The organism is Salmonella sp. 5800 (assembly GCF_046558195.1).
GTDB classification, from domain to species: domain Bacteria; phylum Pseudomonadota; class Gammaproteobacteria; order Enterobacterales; family Enterobacteriaceae; genus Salmonella; species Salmonella enterica.
In genome coordinates this window covers 265,958-285,895 of the sequence record NZ_JBGDOX010000004.1, presented here as the reverse complement: position 1 = coordinate 285,895, position 19,938 = coordinate 265,958, and the positions used below count along the sequence as shown (strand labels likewise).

General features: G+C 53.5%; 21 protein-coding genes. 5 read left to right on the top strand and 16 right to left on the bottom strand.

The genetic code is table 11. From position 1 onward, the window contains the following. Positions 1-11 precede the first annotated feature (11 nt). Genes ACLJZ5_RS10665 through ACLJZ5_RS10655 form a run of 3 tightly spaced genes read left to right on the top strand, consistent with a single transcriptional unit; the run spans position 12 to position 2,829 of the window. Positions 12-773: a glutamine amidotransferase gene (locus ACLJZ5_RS10665; RefSeq protein ID WP_001066509.1), complete on the top strand. Its 762-nt coding sequence runs from the start codon at positions 12-14 to the stop codon at positions 771-773. Between the two features lie 53 nt (positions 774-826). Beyond that, the gene (locus ACLJZ5_RS10660; protein ID WP_001038949.1) at positions 827-1,798 is read left to right on the top strand and encodes a DMT family transporter; all 972 of its coding nucleotides are present in this window, start codon (positions 827-829) and stop codon (positions 1,796-1,798) included. Continuing rightward, positions 1,795-2,829, top strand: coding sequence for a phosphotriesterase (locus ACLJZ5_RS10655; RefSeq protein WP_024797722.1), 1,035 nt, complete (start codon positions 1,795-1,797; stop codon positions 2,827-2,829). Before ACLJZ5_RS10660 ends, ACLJZ5_RS10655 begins: the two co-directional genes overlap by 4 nt. Before the next feature lie 44 nt (positions 2,830-2,873). On the opposite strand, the gene ggt is transcribed toward ACLJZ5_RS10655, so the two are convergent. Beyond that, entirely contained in the window at positions 2,874-4,616 is a 1,743-nt protein-coding gene (gene ggt, locus ACLJZ5_RS10650) for a gamma-glutamyltransferase (protein WP_024797723.1), read from the bottom strand. A gap of 125 nt (positions 4,617-4,741) precedes the next feature. On the opposite strand from ggt, the gene ACLJZ5_RS10645 reads away from it, so the two are divergent. Further along, the gene (locus ACLJZ5_RS10645) at positions 4,742-5,158 is read left to right on the top strand and encodes a DUF2756 family protein (RefSeq protein ID WP_000826041.1); all 417 of its coding nucleotides are present in this window, start codon (positions 4,742-4,744) and stop codon (positions 5,156-5,158) included. 12 nt (positions 5,159-5,170) lie between these two features. Here ACLJZ5_RS10645 and ugpQ read toward each other — a convergent pair whose 3' ends face one another. From ugpQ to livK, 11 genes are all read right to left on the bottom strand, one after another. Further along, positions 5,171-5,911, bottom strand: coding sequence for a glycerophosphodiester phosphodiesterase (ugpQ, locus tag ACLJZ5_RS10640; protein ID WP_024797724.1), 741 nt, complete (start codon positions 5,909-5,911; stop codon positions 5,171-5,173). Further along, complete coding sequence (locus ACLJZ5_RS10635; protein ID WP_000907842.1) at positions 5,908-6,978, bottom strand: sn-glycerol-3-phosphate import ATP-binding protein UgpC; 1,071 nt, start codon at positions 6,976-6,978, stop codon at positions 5,908-5,910. The genes ugpQ and ACLJZ5_RS10635 overlap by 4 nt, the downstream gene beginning before the upstream one ends. A gap of 2 nt (positions 6,979-6,980) precedes the next feature. Then, positions 6,981-7,826, bottom strand: a complete 846-nt coding sequence (gene ugpE, locus ACLJZ5_RS10630; protein WP_000572196.1) for a sn-glycerol-3-phosphate ABC transporter permease UgpE — start codon at positions 7,824-7,826, stop codon at positions 6,981-6,983. After that, complete coding sequence (gene ugpA, locus ACLJZ5_RS10625) at positions 7,823-8,710, bottom strand: sn-glycerol-3-phosphate ABC transporter permease UgpA (RefSeq protein WP_000099306.1); 888 nt, start codon at positions 8,708-8,710, stop codon at positions 7,823-7,825. Before ugpA ends, ugpE begins: the two co-directional genes overlap by 4 nt. Positions 8,711-8,814: 104 nt before the next feature. Further along, positions 8,815-10,131 (bottom strand): sn-glycerol-3-phosphate ABC transporter substrate-binding protein UgpB, encoded by a 1,317-nt coding sequence (ugpB, locus tag ACLJZ5_RS10620; RefSeq protein WP_000624747.1) that lies wholly within the window; start codon positions 10,129-10,131, stop codon positions 8,815-8,817. 232 nt (positions 10,132-10,363) lie between these two features. Beyond that, a complete protein-coding gene (locus ACLJZ5_RS10615) occupies positions 10,364-10,642 on the bottom strand; it encodes a hypothetical protein (RefSeq protein ID WP_031617853.1) in 279 nt (92 codons plus the stop codon). A gap of 163 nt (positions 10,643-10,805) precedes the next feature. Then, positions 10,806-11,519 (bottom strand): high-affinity branched-chain amino acid ABC transporter ATP-binding protein LivF, encoded by a 714-nt coding sequence (gene livF / locus ACLJZ5_RS10610; protein ID WP_000416114.1) that lies wholly within the window; start codon positions 11,517-11,519, stop codon positions 10,806-10,808. A gap of 1 nt (position 11,520) precedes the next feature. Next, a complete protein-coding gene (gene livG / locus ACLJZ5_RS10605; protein ID WP_024797726.1) occupies positions 11,521-12,288 on the bottom strand; it encodes a high-affinity branched-chain amino acid ABC transporter ATP-binding protein LivG in 768 nt (255 codons plus the stop codon). After that, positions 12,285-13,562, bottom strand: coding sequence for a branched chain amino acid ABC transporter permease LivM (gene livM, locus ACLJZ5_RS10600; protein ID WP_000803766.1), 1,278 nt, complete (start codon positions 13,560-13,562; stop codon positions 12,285-12,287). The genes livG and livM overlap by 4 nt, the downstream gene beginning before the upstream one ends. Then, on the bottom strand, positions 13,559-14,485 hold the full coding sequence (livH, locus tag ACLJZ5_RS10595) for a high-affinity branched-chain amino acid ABC transporter permease LivH (protein ID WP_000003007.1): 927 nt from the start codon (positions 14,483-14,485) through the stop codon (positions 13,559-13,561). The genes livM and livH overlap by 4 nt, the downstream gene beginning before the upstream one ends. Positions 14,486-14,544: 59 nt before the next feature. Further along, a complete protein-coding gene (livK, locus tag ACLJZ5_RS10590) occupies positions 14,545-15,654 on the bottom strand; it encodes a high-affinity branched-chain amino acid ABC transporter substrate-binding protein LivK (RefSeq protein ID WP_000822977.1) in 1,110 nt (369 codons plus the stop codon). A gap of 421 nt (positions 15,655-16,075) precedes the next feature. Here livK and panM point away from each other — a divergent pair, with 421 nt between their 5' ends. Further along, a complete protein-coding gene (panM, locus tag ACLJZ5_RS10585; RefSeq protein ID WP_000778873.1) occupies positions 16,076-16,459 on the top strand; it encodes an aspartate 1-decarboxylase autocleavage activator PanM in 384 nt (127 codons plus the stop codon). Here panM and ACLJZ5_RS10580 read toward each other — a convergent pair. The 4 genes from ACLJZ5_RS10580 to rpoH form a co-directional block, all read right to left on the bottom strand. Beyond that, complete coding sequence (locus ACLJZ5_RS10580; RefSeq protein WP_000369560.1) at positions 16,456-16,974, bottom strand: GNAT family N-acetyltransferase; 519 nt, start codon at positions 16,972-16,974, stop codon at positions 16,456-16,458. The genes panM and ACLJZ5_RS10580 overlap by 4 nt on opposite strands. A 3-nt stretch (positions 16,975-16,977) precedes the next feature. Further along, positions 16,978-17,247, bottom strand: coding sequence for a DUF1778 domain-containing protein (locus ACLJZ5_RS10575; RefSeq protein ID WP_001275017.1), 270 nt, complete (start codon positions 17,245-17,247; stop codon positions 16,978-16,980). Between the two features lie 178 nt (positions 17,248-17,425). Then, complete coding sequence (gene livJ / locus ACLJZ5_RS10570) at positions 17,426-18,529, bottom strand: branched chain amino acid ABC transporter substrate-binding protein LivJ (RefSeq protein ID WP_220541924.1); 1,104 nt, start codon at positions 18,527-18,529, stop codon at positions 17,426-17,428. Between the two features lie 321 nt (positions 18,530-18,850). Continuing rightward, positions 18,851-19,705, bottom strand: a complete 855-nt coding sequence (gene rpoH, locus ACLJZ5_RS10565) for an RNA polymerase sigma factor RpoH (protein WP_000159621.1) — start codon at positions 19,703-19,705, stop codon at positions 18,851-18,853. Positions 19,706-19,938: the final 233 nt, after the last annotated feature.

Below are 19,938 nucleotides of genomic sequence, written 5' to 3'. Positions count from 1 at the left end.
AGGAGCAGACTATGAACAATACGCAGAAAAAACTAAAGGTGCTCTTTATTGGAGAATCCTGGCATATTCATATGATTCATTCAAAAGGTTATGACAGTTTCACCTCCAGTAAATATGAAGAAGGCGCTACATGGTTACTGGAATGCTTGAGGAAAGGCGGCGTTGATATTGATTACATGCCTGCCCACACGGTACAAATTGCCTTTCCAGAGAGTATTGACGAATTAAACCGTTACGATGTGATTGTTATTAGCGACATTGGTAGTAATACCTTCCTGTTGCAAAACGAGACATTTTATCAGCTAAAAATAAAACCAAACGCTCTGGAGTCCATTAAAGAGTACGTCAAAAATGGCGGTGGACTACTCATGATTGGCGGTTATCTGTCATTTATGGGTATTGAGGCAAAAGCCAATTATAAGAACACCGTTCTTGCTGAGGTTCTGCCAGTTATTATGCTTGATGGCGATGACCGGGTAGAAAAGCCCGAGGGTATCTGTGCTGAGGCTGTCTCACCTGAACATCCTGTTGTTAACGGGTTCTCAGATTATCCGGTATTTCTTGGATATAACCAGGCCGTCGCCAGAGACGATGCCGATGTCGTATTAACAATAAATAATGACCCATTGTTAGTGTTCGGTGAATACCAACAGGGTAAAACCGCCTGCTTTATGAGTGACTGCTCCCCACACTGGGGAACCCAGCAGTTTATGTCATGGCCATTTTATACCGACCTGTGGGTCAACACGCTTCAATTCATCGCCAGAAAATAAAAAACAATGGAGTAACGAAAGTTACTCCTTTTATAAAATATAAGGATTGATGTATGAACAAGAATAAGTACTCAACCCCCTTGCTGATGCTTGCCACCATCTTAGCCGGTATGCTTTCCCCGATGCAGTCTGCCGTTAATGGGCAGTTAGGACACTGGTTACAAGACGGTAATGCTTGCGCAGTAATCTCGTTTGCCAGCGGTCTGGTCGTCATGTTTTTTATTATTATTGCGCGCAAAGAAACACGCCAGCAATTCGCCTCAATCCCTACTCTGATTAAAAAGAGAAAAATCCCGCTATGGAATTGGTTTGCAGGATTATGCGGGGCTATGGTCGTATTTTCTGAAGGCGCATCCGCCAGTGCGCTGGGCGTTGCCACCTTTCAAACGGCATTAATTTCTGCCCTGCTTCTTTCCGGCCTGCTGTGCGACCGTTTTGGCATCGGTGTGGAGGAGAAGAAATATTTTACGCCATGGCGCATTACTGGCGCATTGTTCGCCGTTATCGCCACCATTTTTGTCGTGTCGCCACAGTGGCACTCAACCTCGTTTATCCTGCTCGCTATCCTCCCCTTTTTGGCAGGGTTACTCGCTGGCTGGCAGCCTGCGGGAAATGCGAAAGTCGCCGAGGCAACGGGCTCCATGCTGGTGTCCATTACATGGAACTTCATCGTCGGCTTTTGTGTCCTGGGCGCGGCGCTGGCGATACGTATCGCATTAGGCCATGTCACCATCCAGTTACCCGATACATGGTGGATGTATCTCGGTGGTCCGCTGGGTCTGCTGTCCATCGGGCTAATGGCGATTCTGGTGAGAGGCTTAGGGCTATTGATGCTGGGCGTAGCGTCAACAGCAGGCCAACTGCTTGGCTCAGTGCTAATTGATGAATTGATCCCTTCATTAGGCAATACGGTCTACCTGGTCACCATCATCGGTACGCTGTTCGCGTTAGTCGGTGCGATTGTGACCACCATCCCTGAATACAGAGCATCCAAAATGGCGCAAAGAATGGAGGTGTCAGAATGAAAGGTTTCCTGCAAACCGTAACAGGCCCGGTGGCGCATACGAATATGGGGCTGACGCTACCGCATGAACATCTGTTTAACGATCTGTCTTCGGTCGTAGACGAGCCACATTATGCTTTTTCTCAGCAACTGGTGGGAAAGAAAGTCAGTGCTGACCTGCAGTGGGGGCTGAAACACGACCCATACTGCTGCGCCGATAACATGGACCGCAAAGAGATTGATGATGTTATCTTCGAAATCAATAACTTTATGTCTTTGGGCGGCAGGACGATTGTCGACGCCACCGGATCAGAATCCATTGGACGGGACGCCTCAGCGCTGCGAGAAGTTGCCTTAAAAACGGGTTTGAATATCGTTGCGTCATCCGGACCTTATCTGGAGAAATTTGAAAGTACCCGGATCCATAAACCTGTTGAGCTGTTAGCCTCACTCATTGATAAAGAACTGAATCAGGGTATTGGCGAGACGGATATTCGCGCTGGCATGATCGGTGAAATCGGCGTATCTCCCGCGTTTACCCAAGCGGAGCGTAACAGCCTGCGGGCAGCGTCTCTGGCACAATGTAACAACCCCCACACGGCGATGAATATCCATATGCCAGGGTGGCTGCGACTGGGTGATGAGGTGCTGGATATCGTGCTGGAAGAAATGAACGTCTCTCCGGCAAAAGTCTCGCTGGCGCATTCGGACCCTTCAGGAAAAGATGTCGTCTATCAACGTAAAATGCTCGACCGTGGCGTATGGCTTGAATTTGACATGATTGGTCTGGACATCACCTTTCCAAAAGAAGGTGTCGCGCCGGGCGTTCAGGAGACCGCAGATGCAGTAGCGAATCTGATTGCACTGGGTTACGCCGACCAAATCGTTTTAAGCCATGATGTTTTTCTCAAACAGATGTGGGCGAAAAATGGCGGAAATGGCTGGGGGTTTGTCCCGAATGTCTTCCTCGCCTATCTGGCTGCTCGCGGAGTAGACAACGATACTCTGCGCAAGCTTTGTATTGATAATCCAGCCCGATTACTCACGGCATAATCTGCAAATAGCCCGGTGTCTGACACCGGGCCTGGAATTAAAAATCAGTATCCCGCCGTTAAATCATCCACGGAACGCGGGTCAGACGCGCCATACAGTTCGCCATCCGGTCCAACCATAATACTTTGGGTGCTGCCCATCGCTTCTTTCAGCGCGACTTTCTGCCCTTTCTGTTCCAGCAACTTCAGCGTATCGGGGCTGAAGCCCTTTTCTACCCGCAGTTCGTCCGGCAACCATTGATGATGGAAACGCGGCGCGTTGGTCGCTTCGGCGACGTTCATGCCAAAATCAATGCTGTTCACTACCATTTGCAGCACGGTAGTGATGATTCGACTCCCGCCAGGGCTGCCGGTCACCAGCCAGGTTTTGCCCTCTTTAACGACGATAGTCGGCGACATCGACGACAGCGGACGCTTCTTCGGACCGACCGCGTTAGCATCGCCGCCCACCAGGCCATAAACATTAGGTACACCGGGTTTAGCAGAAAAATCATCCATTTGATTATTCAGCAGAATACCGGTATTTCCCGCCACAATTCCTGTGCCGAAGGTGGTGTTCAGGGTATAGGTCACCGCCACGGCATTGCCGTCTTTATCCACCACCGAGAAGTGGGTGGTCTGGTTGCTTTCATACGGGGCGAGCTTGCCCGGTTTTATCTGGCTGGAAGGTTTGGCCTTGTTGATATCAATTTGATCGGCCAGCGTTTTCGCATAGGCTTTGTTGGTCAGCGCCTGCCACGGCACTTTCACAAAGTCCGGGTCACCCAGATACTCTGAACGGTCAGCGTAGGCGTATTTTTCCGCTTCCGCCATGATTTGCATGGCATCGGCGCTGCCAAAGCCGTACTTCTTCATGTCGAAATTTTCGAGGATATTCAGGATCTGTACGATGTGAATACCGCCCGAGGACGGCGGCGGCATGGAGAAGACCTGATACCCGCGATAGTCACCGCTGATTGGCGTACGCTCAACGGCTTTATAGCTGGCTAAATCCTCTTTGGTCATCAGACCGCCGTTCTTCTGCATTTCCCCGGCAATCTGGTCGGCAATCGCCCCTTTATAAAACGCAGCCGGGCCGTTTTCGGCAATCATTTCCAGGCTTTTCGCCAGATTCTTCTGGATCAGCTTATCGCCTTTTTTCAGCGGCTTGCCGTCTTTCCAGAAAATAGCTTTGCTGTTCTCATGATTAGGGATCACTTCGCTGCCGTAAGTTTTTAAGTCGTCGGCCAGCGCATCGTTAACCACAAAACCCTCTTCCGCCAGCTTCATCGCCGGACGCACCACTTTATTCAGCGGCATCGTGCCGTATTTCTCCAGCGCCAGCGAGAACCCCGCCACGGTACCCGGCGTACCGGATGCCAGATGCGACGTCAGCGACTTTTTCGCATCGGCGTTACCCTGATCGTCGAGGAACATATCGCGCGTAGCGCCGGCCGGCGCCATTTCACGAAAATCAATCGCCGTGGTAGCGCCATCTTTAGTGCGCAGCAGCATAAATCCCCCGCCGCCCAGATTCCCGGCTTGCGGATGCGTGACAGCCAGCGCATAGCCCACGGCGACGGCGGCATCCACAGCATTACCGCCCTGCTTTAAGATATCCACGCCAACCTGCGTCGCCATTGCATCCACCGAGGCCACCATCCCTTGCGTCGCCCGCACAGGATGAAAGACATCTTCTTCAACACCATAGGAGACTGGCGGCGCGACGGGAGGATTGGCCACCGCGCTAAACGTCCCCCCGGCCAGCAGAGCGGCGATCGCCACCCAGCGCATAAACGTTGGTTTCATCGTTGTTTTTCTCCAGATAAATGGGTGTATGTCCCGTTTAATCCTGGTCCACAACGCTTAAAAAATCATCATCATGGCGAAATAGAGGTACACTTAAAAAGAGGCCTCATCGGGAGGAGACGACAATGAAACGCTTACTACTTATTACGGCTTTGTTACCCTTTGCTGTATTGGCCCAGCCAATTAACACTATGAATAATCCTAATCAGCCAGGTTATCAGATCCCCAGCCAGCAGCGTATGCAGACGCAGATGCAAACGCAGCAGATTCAGCAGCAGGGTATGTTGAAACAACAGATGCAAACGCAGGCGCGCAGCCAGCAGCAAAATCTACAGTCGCAGTTGAATGCCAATACGCAGCGGGTTCAGCAGGGACAGCCGGGCAACGGTATGCTCGGTCAGCAAACGCTGCCCAATACGCAGGGCGGAATGCTCAGCGGCAGCGGAAATCCGGACCGGATGCTAAACCATTCCCAGCCAATGTTGCAGCAGGACAGCGGGACGCCGCAGCCTGACATCCCGCTGAAAACCATCAGCCCTTAAAACTGACAGCCCTTAAAACTGAAAGTGAGGGCCGATGTCATCAATACGATCGGTGCAGATACAATCCACGCCCCAGCGCAGCAGCTCTGCCGCCCGCTGGGGCTGATTGACGGTATACACCAGAATCCGCAGACCCGCGGCCTTAATCTCTTGCACTCGCGTCTCATCGAGTAATTTATGGTTGAGATGGAGGGAAACACAGCCCAGACGGGTCGTCAGTTCATGCCAGTCTTCACGCCATTTATCCAGCAGTAACCCGCGCGGCAGTTCAGGTGCTGCCGCCTGCGCCGCTTCCAGCGCCTCTATCTCAAAGGAAGAAAGCAGCGGCGGCGTCATCCCGGCCCACAGTTCGCGGGCGGCCAACGCCACGACGCGTCCTGTTAGCCTTCCGCTCCCCGTTGTCGGTTTGATCTCAATATTCGCCATCATGCCGTGTTTACGGCAGCGCTCCGCCACCTGCGAGAGCAGCGGCAGCGGCTCGCCTTTAAATTCGCCGCTAAACCAACCGCCAGCGTCCACACGCAATAAATCCTGCCAGTTCAACTCGCCCGCCACGCCCCAACCGTTGCTGGTGCGCTCCAGGTTATCGTCATGCAGCAGGAAAATTTCGCCGTCTTTCGACAGCTTGGCATCAAACTCAATCATGGTGTGCCCGTATCGCGCGCCCACGTCAATCGCCGCCAGAGTGTTTTCCGGCGCCAGTTTACCGCCGCCGCGATGGGCGACAATGTGGGGATAAGGCCAGTTACTCATACACGTTGTCCTGTTTCGCCATCAAAAAGATGCCGCTGATGTTCCGGCAGATGCAGCCATAGCGTACTGCCCGCCGCCGGGCGCTGCTGATGCGCCAACCGCACCACCAGTTTCTGATCGCCCCAGCGCCCATGCGCCAGATTATCCGCGCCCAGAATCTCCAGCGTGTCTACCGTTAGCGGCACGCCGCCTTCCGCCTGCGAGCTTAACGCAATATGCTCCGGGCGGATACCCAGCGTCATTTTACGTCCGGCATGACCCCGATAGCCCGCACCAATCGGCAACGCCAGACCGCCAGGCAATTCGAAACGGTCGCCGGAAGCGCTGATAACGCCGTCCAACAGGTTCATCGCCGGGCTGCCAATAAAGCTCGCCACGAAGCGACTGGCCGGTTTTTCATATACCTCTACCGGCGTGCCAATCTGTTCTGCGACGCCTTTATTCATCACCATCACCCGCTGGGCCAGCGTCATCGCCTCTACCTGATCGTGAGTAACATAGAGCGAGGTGGTACGAAGACGACGATGCAGATGTTGTAACTCCAGACGCATCTGCACGCGCAGCTTGGCGTCGAGGTTAGAAAGCGGTTCGTCGAATAAAAAGACTGCCGGCTCGCGGACGATCGCGCGCCCCATTGCCACGCGCTGCCGTTGACCGCCGGAAAGCTCGCGTGGACGGCGTTTAAGCAGGCCGTCCAGCTCCAGAATGCGCGCCGCCTCCCGCACGCGTTCTTCAATATGCGCTTTACTCATACCGCGAATTTTTAGTCCCCACGCCATGTTCTCCTCTACGCTCATATGGGGATAGAGAGCATAGTTCTGAAATACCATCGCGATGCCGCGATCTTTGGGCTCCATCTCGGTGACACGTTTGCGATCAATCCAGATATCGCCGCTGGTCACGCGTTCCAGACCGGCCACCATCCGCAACAACGTTGATTTGCCGCAGCCGGACGGCCCGACCATCACGATAAATTCGCCATCCGCCACGTCCAGCGTTAACGGTTGAATGACCTGGGTTTTGCCGTCCCAGCTTTTGGTTACTGCCTGTAGTTTTAAACCAGCCATTTTTATTTCTCACTGTCCACTAAACCACGCACAAACGCCCGTTGCATGGCTAACACAATTACGACCGGAGGGATAAGGGTGAGCAGCATTGCCGCCATCACCTGGTTCCATTGCGTGGTACCTTCGCCAGTGGCGATCATCCCTTTGATACCCGCTACGGCAGTGCCAAGATTCACGTCGGTGATAATCAACAGCGGCCACAGATACTGGTTCCAACCGTAGATAAAGGTGATGACGAATAACGCCGCCAGGTTGGTTTTTGACAGCGGCAACACGATGTCGCGGAAAAAGCGCATCGGCGACGCGCCGTCAATACGGGCCGCCTCCACCAGTTCATCCGGAAGCGTCATGAAGAACTGACGAAACAGGAAAGTGGCGGTAGCGGACGCCATCAGCGGTAGCGTCAGACCAGCATAGCTGTCGAGCATTTTCAGGTTGGCGATCACTTCCACCGTCGGGAAGATACGCACTTCAACCGGCAGCATCAGGGTGATAAAAATCATCCAGAAGAACAGGTTACGCAGGGGAAAACGAAACCAGACGATGGCGAATGCGGAAAGCATAGATACCGTGATTTTGCCTACCGTAATGCTGAACGCCATAATGAAACTGTTAAGCATCATCAGCCAGAATGGCGCGCTATTAACACCGACGCCGTTGACCCAAATAGTTTTGATATTCTCCAGTAACTGCGTGCCGGGAAGCAGCGTCATCGGCGTCTCAAACACCGCGCGGTCGTCCAGCGTCGCCGCGACAAACGCGACATACAGCGGAAACAAAATGACCGCGATCCCCAGAATCAGCATGGTATGGCTGAATATTGTCAGCCCGCGACGATTCTCTATCATTGGTAACGCACCTTACTTTCCACATAGCGGAACTGCACCACCGTCAGAATGATGACGAGGAACATCAACACCACCGACTGCGCGGCGGACGCCGAGAGATCCAGGCCGGTAAACCCTTCGCGATATATCTTATAAATCAGCGTCGTGGTGGCTTGTACCGGCCCGCCGGCGGTCGCGGCGTCGATCACCGGGAAGGTGTCGAAAAAGGCATACACCAGGTTGACCACCAGCAGGAAGAAACTGACCGGCGCAATAAGCGGCAAAGAAAGCCGGAAGAAACGACGAATCGGCCCGGCGCCGTCAATGGCCGCCGCTTCCACCAGCGAGCGGGGAATGGATTGCAGCGCGGCAAAGAAGAATAAAAAGTTGTAACTAATCTGCTTCCAGACTGACGCAAATACCACCAGGAACATCGCCTGACCGCTGTTTTGCGCGTGGTTCCAGTTATAGCCGAATTCGCCGAGGAAATGGGTGATTAATCCCCGCCCCGGGTTAAACAGGAAAATCCACAATACGGCGGCGACGGCGGGCGCGACGGCATAAGGCAGCAGCATCAGCGTCTGATAAAAACGGCTGCCGCGCACCACGTAATCCACCAGGGCGGCGAAAAACAACGAGACCAGCAGGCCGCTAAACGTGACCAGCGCGCTGAATTTAATCGTCGTCCAGAAGGCGTCGAGATAATAACTGTCGTGAAAAAGCGCGACAAAATTCTCCAGCCCGACAAATTGGCTGGAAAAACCAAACGGATCGACGCTTTGCAGCGAATACCACAGCGCTTCGCCCGCAGGCCAGATAAAGAAAATAACGGTGATAACCAACTGCGGGGCAACCAGTAAATACGGCAGCCAGCGCGAGCGGAACACCGGACGGGATGATGACATGAAGGTTCTTTTCCTGGAAGGTGCCGGATGGCGGTGCAAGCACCTTATCCGGCCTACAAACGCTGTAGGCCTGATAAGCGCAGCGCCATCAGGCACTTATACACTTAAGATTTGCTCGCTTTCTCAAAACGACGCAGTAACTGATTCCCGCGATCCACTGCGGTATCCAACGCCTGTTGTGGGGTTTTCTTCCCGGTCCAGACGCTTTCCAGCTCTTCGTCCACGATAGTACGAATCTGCGGCATATTGCCCAGACGCAAGCCTTTGGTGAAGGGTAACGGCGGCTTATTCAACATCTGGCGAGTGGCGATATCCGCACCGGGGTTTTTATCGTAATAACCCTGCTCGCGGGTCAGCTCGTAGGCGGCGGTGGTAATCGGCAGGTAGCCAGTTTTTTGATGCCATTCAGCAGCGTTTTCCGGTTTTGCCAGGAAGTCGAGGAATTTGGCGACGCCGGTATAGGTTTCTTTATCTTTACCCTGCATGACCCATAGGCTGGCTCCGCCGATAATGGCGTTTTGCGGCGCGCCCTTGATATCAGCGTCGTACGGCATCATACCCACGCCATAGTTAAATTTGGCATACTGGCGGATATTGGCGAGCGAACCGGAGGACGCGGTTGTCATCGCGCAGTCACCGTTATAAAACTTCTCGGTAGACTCGTCCTTACGCCCAACATAGCTAAAATCGCCTTTTTTATTCATCTCTTCCAGCAGCGCGATATGTTTCACCTGCTCTGGCTTATTAAACTCCAGCACCGCATCTGTACCGTCAAAGCCATTGTTTTTACTGGCGAAGGGGAGACCGTTCCAGGCGCTGAAGTTTTCCAGTTGGATCCAGCCTTGCCAGCCGCTGGCGTAACCGCATTTCATGCCTGCCGCTCTCAATTTCGCGGTATAGTCAGCCAGCTCCTGCCAGGTTTTCGGCGGCTGTTCCGGATCTAAACCGGCTTTCTTAAAGGCGTCTTTGTTGTAGTACAGTACCGGCGTGGAGCTGTTAAAGGGCTGGGAGAGCAGATGCCCGCTTTTAGCATCGGTGTAGTAGCCTGCAACGGTTGGTACAAATTGGGACTCGTCAAAGTTAATACCGGCGTCTTTAAACACTTCATAAACCGGCTTAATGGCTTTCGAGGCCATCATGGTCGCTGTCCCAACCTCATAAACCTGCAATATTGCCGGCGCGTTGCCGGTACGGAATGCCGCGATCCCGGCGCTCAGGTTCTGTTCATAGTTCCCCTTATAGACCGGAACGATTTTGTAATCCGGATTGGCCTGGTTGAAACGTTGCGCCAGTGAATCAACTTCTTTGCCTAACTCCCCTTCCATTGAATGCCAGAATGGAATAGTGGTGACGGCCAACGCCTGACCCGTAAATGCCAGACTCAGCGCCAGTCCTAAAGCTGTATGTCGTAACGATATCATCGGTTATCTCTCTTTTTGTGCCGGGATGCGCGATATCACGCGTTTTATGTTCGCGGGGGTAACATGACATGCTCGAATGACAGAAAAATAACTTTTTTATTACAAAAAAAAGATAGTAAGGCGACAGAGAGATGGCAAGGCAGTGAAAGCGCCGGAAAAGAAAAGTGGGAGCTACGGCACGTCTGACAGCGTAATGCCGACCAGACATGCGTTATTTGGCTGGCGTCAGCAGTTAATCACGATGAGAATACTTTTTGTACAGATTTTGTAAGCGCCGCTGATCTCGCCGCTCGCGTTCACGCTGAATGTCGGATTTTTCATCCTCCCACGTTGCACAATCCAGATGATGACGCACTTCGCAGGTCGTTGCGGCCAGTGGATAAGGCGTTGCGGTTTCTTCTTGCCAGATAGCAGGATCGCGGGGATCAAAATCGTTTGAGGTTAAGGCGTTAACACTGAACGAAGCCGCGAACAACAGCGTTCCCATTATGCAGGCGCCTGAACGTATCATCCTTGCTCCTTCTTCGGTGGTTATAGTTGATAATTATTCTCAACTATAACATATTGGTACGAAAAATGTTCTACTGATTTGCCGAATGCCGAGTAATCCGCCAGGTCCGGTAAGCGGTAGCGCCACCGGGCGCGTTTGCCAGATGGCAGCTGTAAACTGCGCCTTATCCGCCCAGATAGGCGCTGCGCACCGCTTCGTTCGCCAGCAGTGCATCACCGGTATCGGATAGCACTACGTGGCCGTTTTCCAGCACATAACCGCGGTCGGCGAGCTTCAGCGCCTGGTTGGCGTTTTGCTCGACAAGGAAGATGGTCATACCCTGCTCGCGCAACTGCTCAATGGTGTCGAAGATCTGCTGGATGATGATCGGCGCCAGCCCCAGCGACGGTTCATCCAGCAGCAATAGCCTCGGCTGGCTCATCAGCGCGCGGCCAATCGCCAGCATCTGCTGTTCGCCGCCGGACATGGTACCCGCTCGCTGGATACGGCGTTCATGCAGGCGCGGAAACAGCTCGTACACCCATTTGATACGTTCCTGAAACCGATCGCGCTCGGCAAAAAAACCGCCCATCGCCAGATTCTCTTCCACCGTCATCCGCGAGAAGACGCGCCGCCCTTCCGGTACTATCGCCACCGCTTCACGCATGATTTTCGCCGTCTGCCAGTCGGTGATGTCTTTACCGTCAAACACCACCCGTCCGCTGGAGGCGCGCGGATCGCCGCACAAGGTGCCAAGCAGCGTCGTTTTCCCCGCGCCGTTAGCGCCAATCAGGGTAACGATTTCCCCCTGGTTGATGTGCAGACTGACGTCGTGCAGCGCCTGAATCTTGCCGTAGTGGGCGCTAACTTTTTCAAACGTTAACATCGTTTTTTCCATCTTATGCCTCACCCAGATAAGCGCGGATGACGTCCGGGTTGTTGCGAACCTCTTCCGGCGTGCCGTTCGCCAGCGGCGTGCCCTGATTCACCACGTAAATGCGATCGGAAATGCCCATCACCAGCTTCATATCGTGTTCAATCAGCAAGATAGTAGTGTTGTGATGGTTACGTAGTTCGGCAATCAGCTCATCCAGCTCTTTGGTCTCTTTCGGGTTAAGGCCGGCCGCCGGTTCGTCGAGCATCAGAATTTCTGGCTGCGTCACCATGCAGCGGGCAATCTCCAGCCGGCGCTGGTCGCCGTAGGCCAGATTACTGGCCTGGCGGTTGGCATGTTCCAGCAGGCCAATACGCTCAAGCCAGGTCGCCGCGCGGTCCAGCGCTTCGCTTTGCGCACGGCGGAAAGCGGGCGTTTTCAACAGGCCGGAAAAGAGGCCCGTTTTCAGTTGCTGGTGCTGCGCCACCAGCAGGTTTTCAATCACCGTCATTTCGCGAAACAGGCGCACATGCTGGAAAGTGCGTACCACGCCCATGCGGGCGATCTGCTGGCCCGGCAACCCTTCCAGATGCCGCTCGCGCAACGTGATCGTACCGCCTGTCGGCTTATAGAAACCGGTCAGGCAGTTAAACACCGTCGTTTTACCCGCGCCGTTAGGGCCAATCAGCGACACAATTTCCCGCTCACGCAATTCCAGCGATACATTGTTGACCGCCAGCAAACCGCCAAAGCGCATCATCAGGCCGTTAACCGCTAATAATGGCTGACTCATGCCTGCTCTCCTTTCGCCTGACCACTTTTCAGCTTCAACTGCGGACGCGTCATCGGCAGCAATCCCTGCGGGCGCCAGATCATCATCAACACCATCAAACCACCGAGCATCAACATGCTGTATTCGTTGAAGTCGCGCATCAACTCGCGCGACACCACCAGCAGAACCGCCGCCAGGATCACCGCAAACTGCGAGCCCATTCCGCCCAGCACCACAATCGCCAGCACGAAGGCGGATTCGGCGAAAGTGAAGGATTCCGGGCTGACAAAGCCCTGGCGGGCGGCAAACAACGTCCCGGCGAAACCGGCAAACGCGGCGCTGATAGTAAAAGCGGTCAGCTTGATGCGCGTCGGGCTTAAACCTAATGAGCGACAGGCGATCTCATCCTCACGCAATGCTTCCCACGCCCGGCCCAGCGGCATACGCAGCAGGCGGTTAATGACAAACAGCGACAGGACCACCAGCAACAGGGCCACCAGATAAAGGAAAATGACCCGGTCGGATGGGTCGTACTTCACGCCAAAGAAATTGCTGAAGGTATCCCAGCCGCCTTCGCGAGTACTGCGGCTAAACTCCAGACCAAACAGCGTCGGTTTGGGGATCTGGCTGATACCGTTCGGGCCGCCGGTAATTTCAGTGTTGTTGAGCAGCAGGATACGGACGATTTCGCCGAAGCCGAGCGTCACAATCGCCAGATAGTCGCCGCGCAGGCGCAGTACCGGGAAGCCGAGCAGGAAACCAGCGGCGGCGGAGACCAGTCCCGCCAGCGGCAGGCAGGTCCAGAAACCCAAACCGTAATAGTGGTTGAGCAGCGCAAAGGTATAAGCGCCGATGGCGTAAAAGCCGCCGTAGCCCAATACCAGCAGGCCGGACAGCCCCACCACCACGTTCAGCCCCAGACCGAGGATGATATAAATCATGGTCATGGTGGCGATATCGACGCTACCGCGCGACACCATAAACGGCCACGCCACGGCGATAACCAGCAGCGCCATCAGAAACAGCTTTTGCTTAACGGTAGAGCCATCGATCGCCGGCAGAATAAACTTCGGTCCGGAGACGTGCTTCACCGCTTTCTGGAACATCGGACGCAGCAACTGAAAGAAAAAAACCACTGCCGTACCGATAAAGATCCACTGCCAGCGAATGTCGGCGGCGGTATCCACCACCAGTTTGGTGCCGTCCAGCTCCAGTTGTACGCCCATGAAGACGCCAGCCAGAACGAAGAACATCGCCGCAGAGAACAGAGCCATCGCAATATGCATCGGTTTCATACTTTCTCTACCTCCGGACGCCCCAGGATACCGGTCGGCATCACCAGCAGTACCAGAATCAGCAGAGCGAACGATACGACATCTTTATATTCGGTACTTAAATATGCAGACGAGAGCGCTTCGGCGACGCCCAAAATCAGACCGCCGATCATCGCGCCCGGAATGCTGCCAATACCGCCCAGCACCGCCGCGGTGAATGCTTTCATCCCGGCCATAAAACCGATGTAGGGGTTAATTACGCCATAGAACTGACCGAGCAGCACGCCCGCCACCGCCGCCATTGCCGCGCCGATAACAAACGTTAGCGCAATGACGCGGTCGGTATTAATGCCGAGCAGGCTGGCCATTTTCAGATCCTCCGCGCAGGCGCGGCAGGCGCGGCCCATCCGGGAGTAGCGAATGAAAATGGTGAGCGCCAGCATAGCCAGAAAGGTGACTATCCAGATAACCGCCTGCATGGTGGTGATGGACGCGGAAAAGTTTTCGCTGCTGCCCACAATCCACTGGCCGTTAAACAGGCTGGGTAACGCCACGTCGCGCGAACCTTCCGTCAGGCTGACGTAGTTTTGCAGAAAGATGGACATCCCGATGGCGGAAATCAGGGCGATCAGGCGCTTGGAGTTGCGCACGGGCCGGTAAGCGACTCGCTCGATACTCCAGCCGTAGGCGCTGGCAATAATAATCGCGCCGATAAATCCGGCGGCCACCAGGAGCCAACTGGTGTCTATTCCCATCATCATTAGCGCGGCGATGATCATAAAAGAGACGTAGCTGCCGATCATATACACCTCGCCATGAGCGAAGTTGATCATGCCGATAATGCCGTACACCATCGTATAACCGATAGCAATCAGCGCGTAGGTGCTCCCCAGCGTGACGCCGTTAAACATCTGCTGCAAGAAATAGAGAAACTGCTCGGACATAAGGTAACCTTTTTAAACCCGCCCGGCGTGCGGGCGGTGGGATAACTTATCTTCTGGCATTACTTCGCGACGGTTGACGAGCCGTCGGCGTGCCACTGGAAGACGCCAAATTCAAATCCCTTAAGATCGCCTTTTTCATCCCATTTCAGCGGCCCAATAACGGTATCAGCCCCGTTAGCTTTAAGATCTTTCACCAGATCCAGCGGAGCATGGCTGGCGCTACGCGTCATTGCGGTCGTCAGCGACTGGACGGCGGCGTAGGTGATCCAGACGTACGGACCGCTGGGATCTTTCTTGTCGGCTTTCAGCGCCTCGACAATCGCCTTATTCGCCGGGTCCTGGTCATAACGTTTTGGCATCGTCACCAACATGCCTTCCGCCGCACCGCCCGCAATATTGGACAGCGACGCGTTACCCACGCCTTCCGGCCCCATAAATTGCGTTTTCAGGCCATTAGCCCGCGCCTGGCGCAGCATCTGCCCCATTTCCGGGTAGTAGCCGCCGTAATACACAAAGTCGATATTCTCTTTTTGCAAGCGGGCAATCAGGGCGGAGAAATCTTTTTCGCCGGCGGTAATACCATCAAAAAAGACAATATTGGCATTGCCCTGCTTCAGGCCATCCTGCACGGAGCGCGCCAGTCCTTCGCCGTATTGCTGTTTATCGTGAATGATAGCGATGCGCTGCGGTTTCACCGTTTCCAGGATGTATTTCGCGGCCGTTGGCCCCTGGGAGGAGTCCAGGCCGGCGGTACGCATAATGTACTGATAGCCGCGCTGGGTCAGCTCCGGGTTAGTCGCCCCCGGGGAGATCATCAGAATACCTTCATCTTCATAGATATCGGATGCTGGCTGAGTAGAAGAAGAACACAAGTGACCAATAACGTACTGAATACCGTCGTTAACGATTTTGTTGGCCACCGCCACCGCCTGTTTTGGATCGCAGGCATCATCGTACTCTACGCCGACCAGCTTATCGCCTTTAATCCCGCCTTTAGCGTTGATGTCTTTAATGGCCTGGCGCGCGCCGTTAAATTCCATATCGCCCCATTGCGCTACCGGGCCGGACATCGCCCCGACTATGGCGACTTTAATATCATCTGCCATTGCCCCCTGCGAGACTGCTAATGCAACAATCCCTGCGATTATTGTTTTCGCTTTCCGTTTCATGTGCCTGTATCCCCATTCGTGATGTTATATGTTTTGTTTTTTGCTGGTTAAAAAGCAGACTGTACTTTTTATAAATGGTGCGCTTTTTACTGACTCATTAATGAGTTAGCGCAGCATTTAAAGCATAATAAGATTAAAATATCTATTTTTCAGTCTATTAAGGAAAGATAATATTCTGCTTTTCGCTATAGATAAACAAAAAAAAGCACGCTTGTCAGCATAAAATAACGGCATATTAAGCGGAATAATTCACTAGCATTCAGGGAATTATGCTGCCTGTTTTCCATTCTCTAATGCTTCAAACTGTAATTATCGTTGTTAAAAAATTAATACCCTGGTAAATGACACAAAAAAGAGAAAGCATCTGGCCTGCCTGTTTCGGTACACTGATCGCATCTTTTGAAATCGGGACAAGCCGTCGATGAAGCTGACTATCCTTCGTTTAGAACACTTTAGCGCTCAGGATCAGATCGATCTGGGCAAAATCTGGCCGGAATATTCCGCCTCCTCATTAAGCGTAGATGAAACGCACCGGATTTATGCCGCGCGGTTTAACGAGCGTTTGTTGGGCGCCGTAAGAGTGACGCTGAGCGGAACGCAGGGCGCGCTGGATTCCTTACGCGTGCGTGAAATCACCCGTCGTCGCGGCGTCGGACAATACCTGGTAGAAGAAGTCATCCGCGATAATCCCAACGTCTCGTCGTGGTGGATGGCGGATGTCGGTGTTGAAGACCGCAGCGTGATGGCCGCGTTTATGCAGGCGTTAGGTTTTACCGCCCAGCATGACGGCTGGGAGAAGCGCTAGCCAAAAAGTTGCTCAATCGACTTTGTCGGGTAAAACAGCGCGTGCTCGTTTTCTCCGGATAAAGAAATAAAGCCCAGCCGCTGATAAAAGGCCTGGGCTTTTTCGTTTAACGCTTCCACAAAGATGCCATGAATCCCAACGGCCAGTGATGCCGACCACACCACTTTCATCGCATGCGTGACCAATATGGCTCCCCACCCTTTTCCCTGTAATGAGAGATCGACCGCTAAACGGCCCAGCGTAACGCTGGGGATATTCTGGTAAGGGATGCGCTTTTGCTGGGTTCTGGAAGGCAACGACGCGCGTTCAAAGCAGCTTCCTGACAGGGTGTAATACCCCAACACTCGCCGTTCTGGCGTAGTGGTTCTGAGTACATAACCGCGCAAGATTTTGTTGTTATGCTGGCGCTGAAGATGCTGCGTTAAAAAAAGGTTTAATGATGCTTCACCGCAGTCGAACTGCCGCCAGTTGTATTCTGCGTTATCAGCCAGAATCTCTATTGTCAGGTTGTCCACGGTTCACTCCATGTCTTGTAGACGTTGCGCCGCGCGTTTTAATTTCTCATTGGGGGTGGGAGGATGACTAAGCGCATCCATGACTCGCGCCCAGGATGCTTCATTAAGAATAACCCGACGGTGCTGTTCAAGCACTTCTGCGGCTCGCTCCGCTGCGCTATTCAACATAAATTGCGTGATTGATTGATTAGTAATGGCGGCCGCTTCTTCAATCATGCTTTTATCGCCGTCTGTGAGCCGCAGATCGATACGCTGTTTTTTTAGGGCTGACATGAAAGAGACTCCTGGATAATGTACGGTAATACACCGTACATACAGTGTATTTCGTCGTGATATTTTTTTCAACATCGGGCGGATTACAGGCGCAAAAAAGCCGGATGGCGCTGACGCTTATCCGGCCTACGAAGTACTCGTTGTAGGCCCGGTAAGCAAAGCGCCACCGGGCTGTTACTCACTTAGCGTCTGTCGCCGTACCATTCGCATGCCAGTCAAACACGCCGAACTCAAATCCTTTCAGATCGCCCTTCTCATCCCACGACAGCGGTCCCATTACGGTGTCGACCGTGGCGCCTTTCAGGTATTTGGCAATTTCCGCCGGATCGTCAGACTGGTTCAGACCCGCCTGCAACGATTGCAGCGCGGCGTAGGTGGTCCACACGAATGCGCCGCCAGGATCTTGTTTCTTGGCTTTGATGGCATCCACAATCGGTTTGTTCGCTGGCACCTGATCGTAGTTCTTCGGTTTAGTGACCAGTAAGCCTTCCGCCGACTCTCCGGCGATGTTAGACAGCGAGACGTTCGCCACCCCTTCCGGCCCCATAAACTGGGTTTTCAGCCCTGCGGCGCGGGACTGGCGCAAAATCTGCCCCATTTCCGGGTGATAACCGCCGTAGTAGACAAAGTCGATATTCTCTTTCTTCAGGCGCGCAACCAGAGTGGAGAAATCTTTTTCGCCAGCGGTGATGCCGTCAAAGAATACGACGTTAACGCCGCCTTTCTTCAGACCGTCCTGCACCGCGCGCGCCAGCCCTTCGCCGTACTGCTGCTTATCGTGGATAATCGCGATGCGCTGCGGTTTTACCTTCTCCAGAATATACTTTGCCGCCGTTGGCCCCTGGTCAGAGTCCAGGCCGGTCGTGCGCAAAATCAGGTTATAGCCGCGTGCGGTCAGCTCCGGCGCGGTCGCCGCCGGGGTTATCATCAGGATACCTTCGTCTTCGTAGATATCAGAGGCTGGCTGTGTGGAAGAGGAGCATAAGTGTCCGATAACATACTTGATGCCGTCGTTCACCACTTTGTTAGCGACAGCTACCGCCTGTTTCGGGTCGCAGGCGTCGTCATATTTCACCGCGACGAGCTTATCGCCTTTAATACCGCCTTTCGCATTGATATCGGCAATTGCCTGCTCCGCACCGGTAAATTCCTGGTCGCCATACTGCGCCACCGGACCGGACATCGCGCCGACAACCGCGACTTTAATGTCCTCTGCGAATGCCATATGGCTTAATGACAGGGCGATACATCCTGCCAATAACGTTTTACCCTTCATATTCATCCTGATAATCCCCATTATTCTGGTTGTTACGTGTGTTGTGGCGTTATTGTTCAGCACTTTATTTCGATTATTGGCTAGCTACCCGTGCTTTAGCAGCATACTCTGCTAAAACATACCCGATTTTTATTACTTTGGAATAGCTAAATTTACATTCAGATAACAGATTTGTGTCGGTGGGGGAGAGGAAGGGCCCGTAGGCCCGATAAGCGAAGCGCCATCGGGCCTACGTGTTGCCGGATGGCAGGGTAAACGCCTTATCCGGCCTACAAAAAACAAAACCCCCGAATTCACATTCGAGGGTTCATTGGCAATTCGCGAAGATTACGCTTCGATCGCAGCGCGAAGCTTTTTCATGGCGTTCTTTTCAAGCTGGCGCACACGCTCAGCGGAGACGCCGTAACGATCGGCCAGCTCCTGCAACGTAGACTTATTGTCTTCGTCCAGCCAGCGAGCGCGGATAATATCCTGGCTACGCTCGTCGAGCCCCTGCATCGCATCGGTCAGTCGGTTGGCGGCCTGCTCTTCCCAGTTATCGTCTTCAATGCCGTCGGCAAAGTTAGACGATTTATCCTGCAGATACAGCACCGGCGCCATTGGCTGGCTGTCGGACTCATCGTCCGAAGACATGTCAAACGTCATGTCCTGCGCCGCCATACGCGACTCCATCTCACGCACGTCTTTACTGGAAACACCCAGTTCGCGCGCCACCATTTCAACCTCATCCTGATTAAACCAGCCCAGACGCTGCTTGGTTTTACGCAGATTAAAGAACAGCTTACGCTGCGCTTTCGTGGTTGCGACTTTAACGATACGCCAGTTACGCAGCACGTATTCGTGAATTTCTGCTTTAATCCAGTGTACGGCGAAGGAAACCAGGCGCACGCCTACTTCCGGGTTAAAACGACGTACGGCTTTCATCAGGCCGATGTTGCCTTCCTGGATTAAATCCGCCTGCGGCAGACCATAGCCCGCATAGTTACGAGCAATATGAACAACAAAGCGCAGGTGAGACAGGATCAGCGTTTTAGCTGCTTCCAGATCGCCCTGGTAATGCAGCCTTTCAGCCAATGCCCGCTCCTCGTCAGCCGATAACATCGGCCACGCGTTCGCCGCCCGGATATAAGATTCCAGGTTGCCAACAGGGGCTAAAGCTAAATTTTGCATTTCTTTGGTCATTCAAATCCTCTCAATCAGTATTGCCTGGCACCGTCAGCGAGCAACAACCGTGCCAAAGCCGATGAGCAACGAGAATATCACCCACTCTTTTATCAGACAGTGATTTTATCCACAAGTTCAATGTAACACTGTGCATAATTTGCACAAATCTTGTGACATAAAGATGACACGCGGGGAAGAGACAACAGGGACTCTTTCCCTGCGAACGGAAGCCCATTGCAGGGAAAGATTAT

Coding starts and splice junctions, on each gene's coding strand:
- livK (WP_000822977.1), bottom strand. CDS start 15,654: ATGAAACGGAAAGCGAAAACAATAATCGCAGGGATTGTTGCATTAGCA.
- ACLJZ5_RS10575 (WP_001275017.1), bottom strand. CDS start 17,247: ATGTCAGCCCTAAAAAAACAGCGTATCGATCTGCGGCTCACAGACGGC.
- ggt (WP_024797723.1), bottom strand. CDS start 4,616: ATGAAACCAACGTTTATGCGCTGGGTGGCGATCGCCGCTCTGCTGGCC.
- ugpB (WP_000624747.1), bottom strand. CDS start 10,131: ATGATATCGTTACGACATACAGCTTTAGGACTGGCGCTGAGTCTGGCA.
- livF (WP_000416114.1), bottom strand. CDS start 11,519: ATGGAAAAAACGATGTTAACGTTTGAAAAAGTTAGCGCCCACTACGGC.
- livJ (WP_220541924.1), bottom strand. CDS start 18,529: ATGAATATGAAGGGTAAAACGTTATTGGCAGGATGTATCGCCCTGTCA.
- livG (WP_024797726.1), bottom strand. CDS start 12,288: ATGAGTCAGCCATTATTAGCGGTTAACGGCCTGATGATGCGCTTTGGC.
- ACLJZ5_RS10655 (WP_024797722.1), top strand. CDS start 1,795: ATGAAAGGTTTCCTGCAAACCGTAACAGGCCCGGTGGCGCATACGAAT.
- panM (WP_000778873.1), top strand. CDS start 16,076: ATGAAGCTGACTATCCTTCGTTTAGAACACTTTAGCGCTCAGGATCAG.
- ugpQ (WP_024797724.1), bottom strand. CDS start 5,911: ATGAGTAACTGGCCTTATCCCCACATTGTCGCCCATCGCGGCGGCGGT.
- ACLJZ5_RS10665 (WP_001066509.1), top strand. CDS start 12: ATGAACAATACGCAGAAAAAACTAAAGGTGCTCTTTATTGGAGAATCC.
- ACLJZ5_RS10645 (WP_000826041.1), top strand. CDS start 4,742: ATGAAACGCTTACTACTTATTACGGCTTTGTTACCCTTTGCTGTATTG.
- ugpE (WP_000572196.1), bottom strand. CDS start 7,826: ATGATAGAGAATCGTCGCGGGCTGACAATATTCAGCCATACCATGCTG.
- ugpA (WP_000099306.1), bottom strand. CDS start 8,710: ATGTCATCATCCCGTCCGGTGTTCCGCTCGCGCTGGCTGCCGTATTTA.
- livH (WP_000003007.1), bottom strand. CDS start 14,485: ATGTCCGAGCAGTTTCTCTATTTCTTGCAGCAGATGTTTAACGGCGTC.
- ACLJZ5_RS10615 (WP_031617853.1), bottom strand. CDS start 10,642: ATGATACGTTCAGGCGCCTGCATAATGGGAACGCTGTTGTTCGCGGCT.
- ACLJZ5_RS10660 (WP_001038949.1), top strand. CDS start 827: ATGAACAAGAATAAGTACTCAACCCCCTTGCTGATGCTTGCCACCATC.
- livM (WP_000803766.1), bottom strand. CDS start 13,562: ATGAAACCGATGCATATTGCGATGGCTCTGTTCTCTGCGGCGATGTTC.
- rpoH (WP_000159621.1), bottom strand. CDS start 19,705: ATGACCAAAGAAATGCAAAATTTAGCTTTAGCCCCTGTTGGCAACCTG.
- ACLJZ5_RS10635 (WP_000907842.1), bottom strand. CDS start 6,978: ATGGCTGGTTTAAAACTACAGGCAGTAACCAAAAGCTGGGACGGCAAA.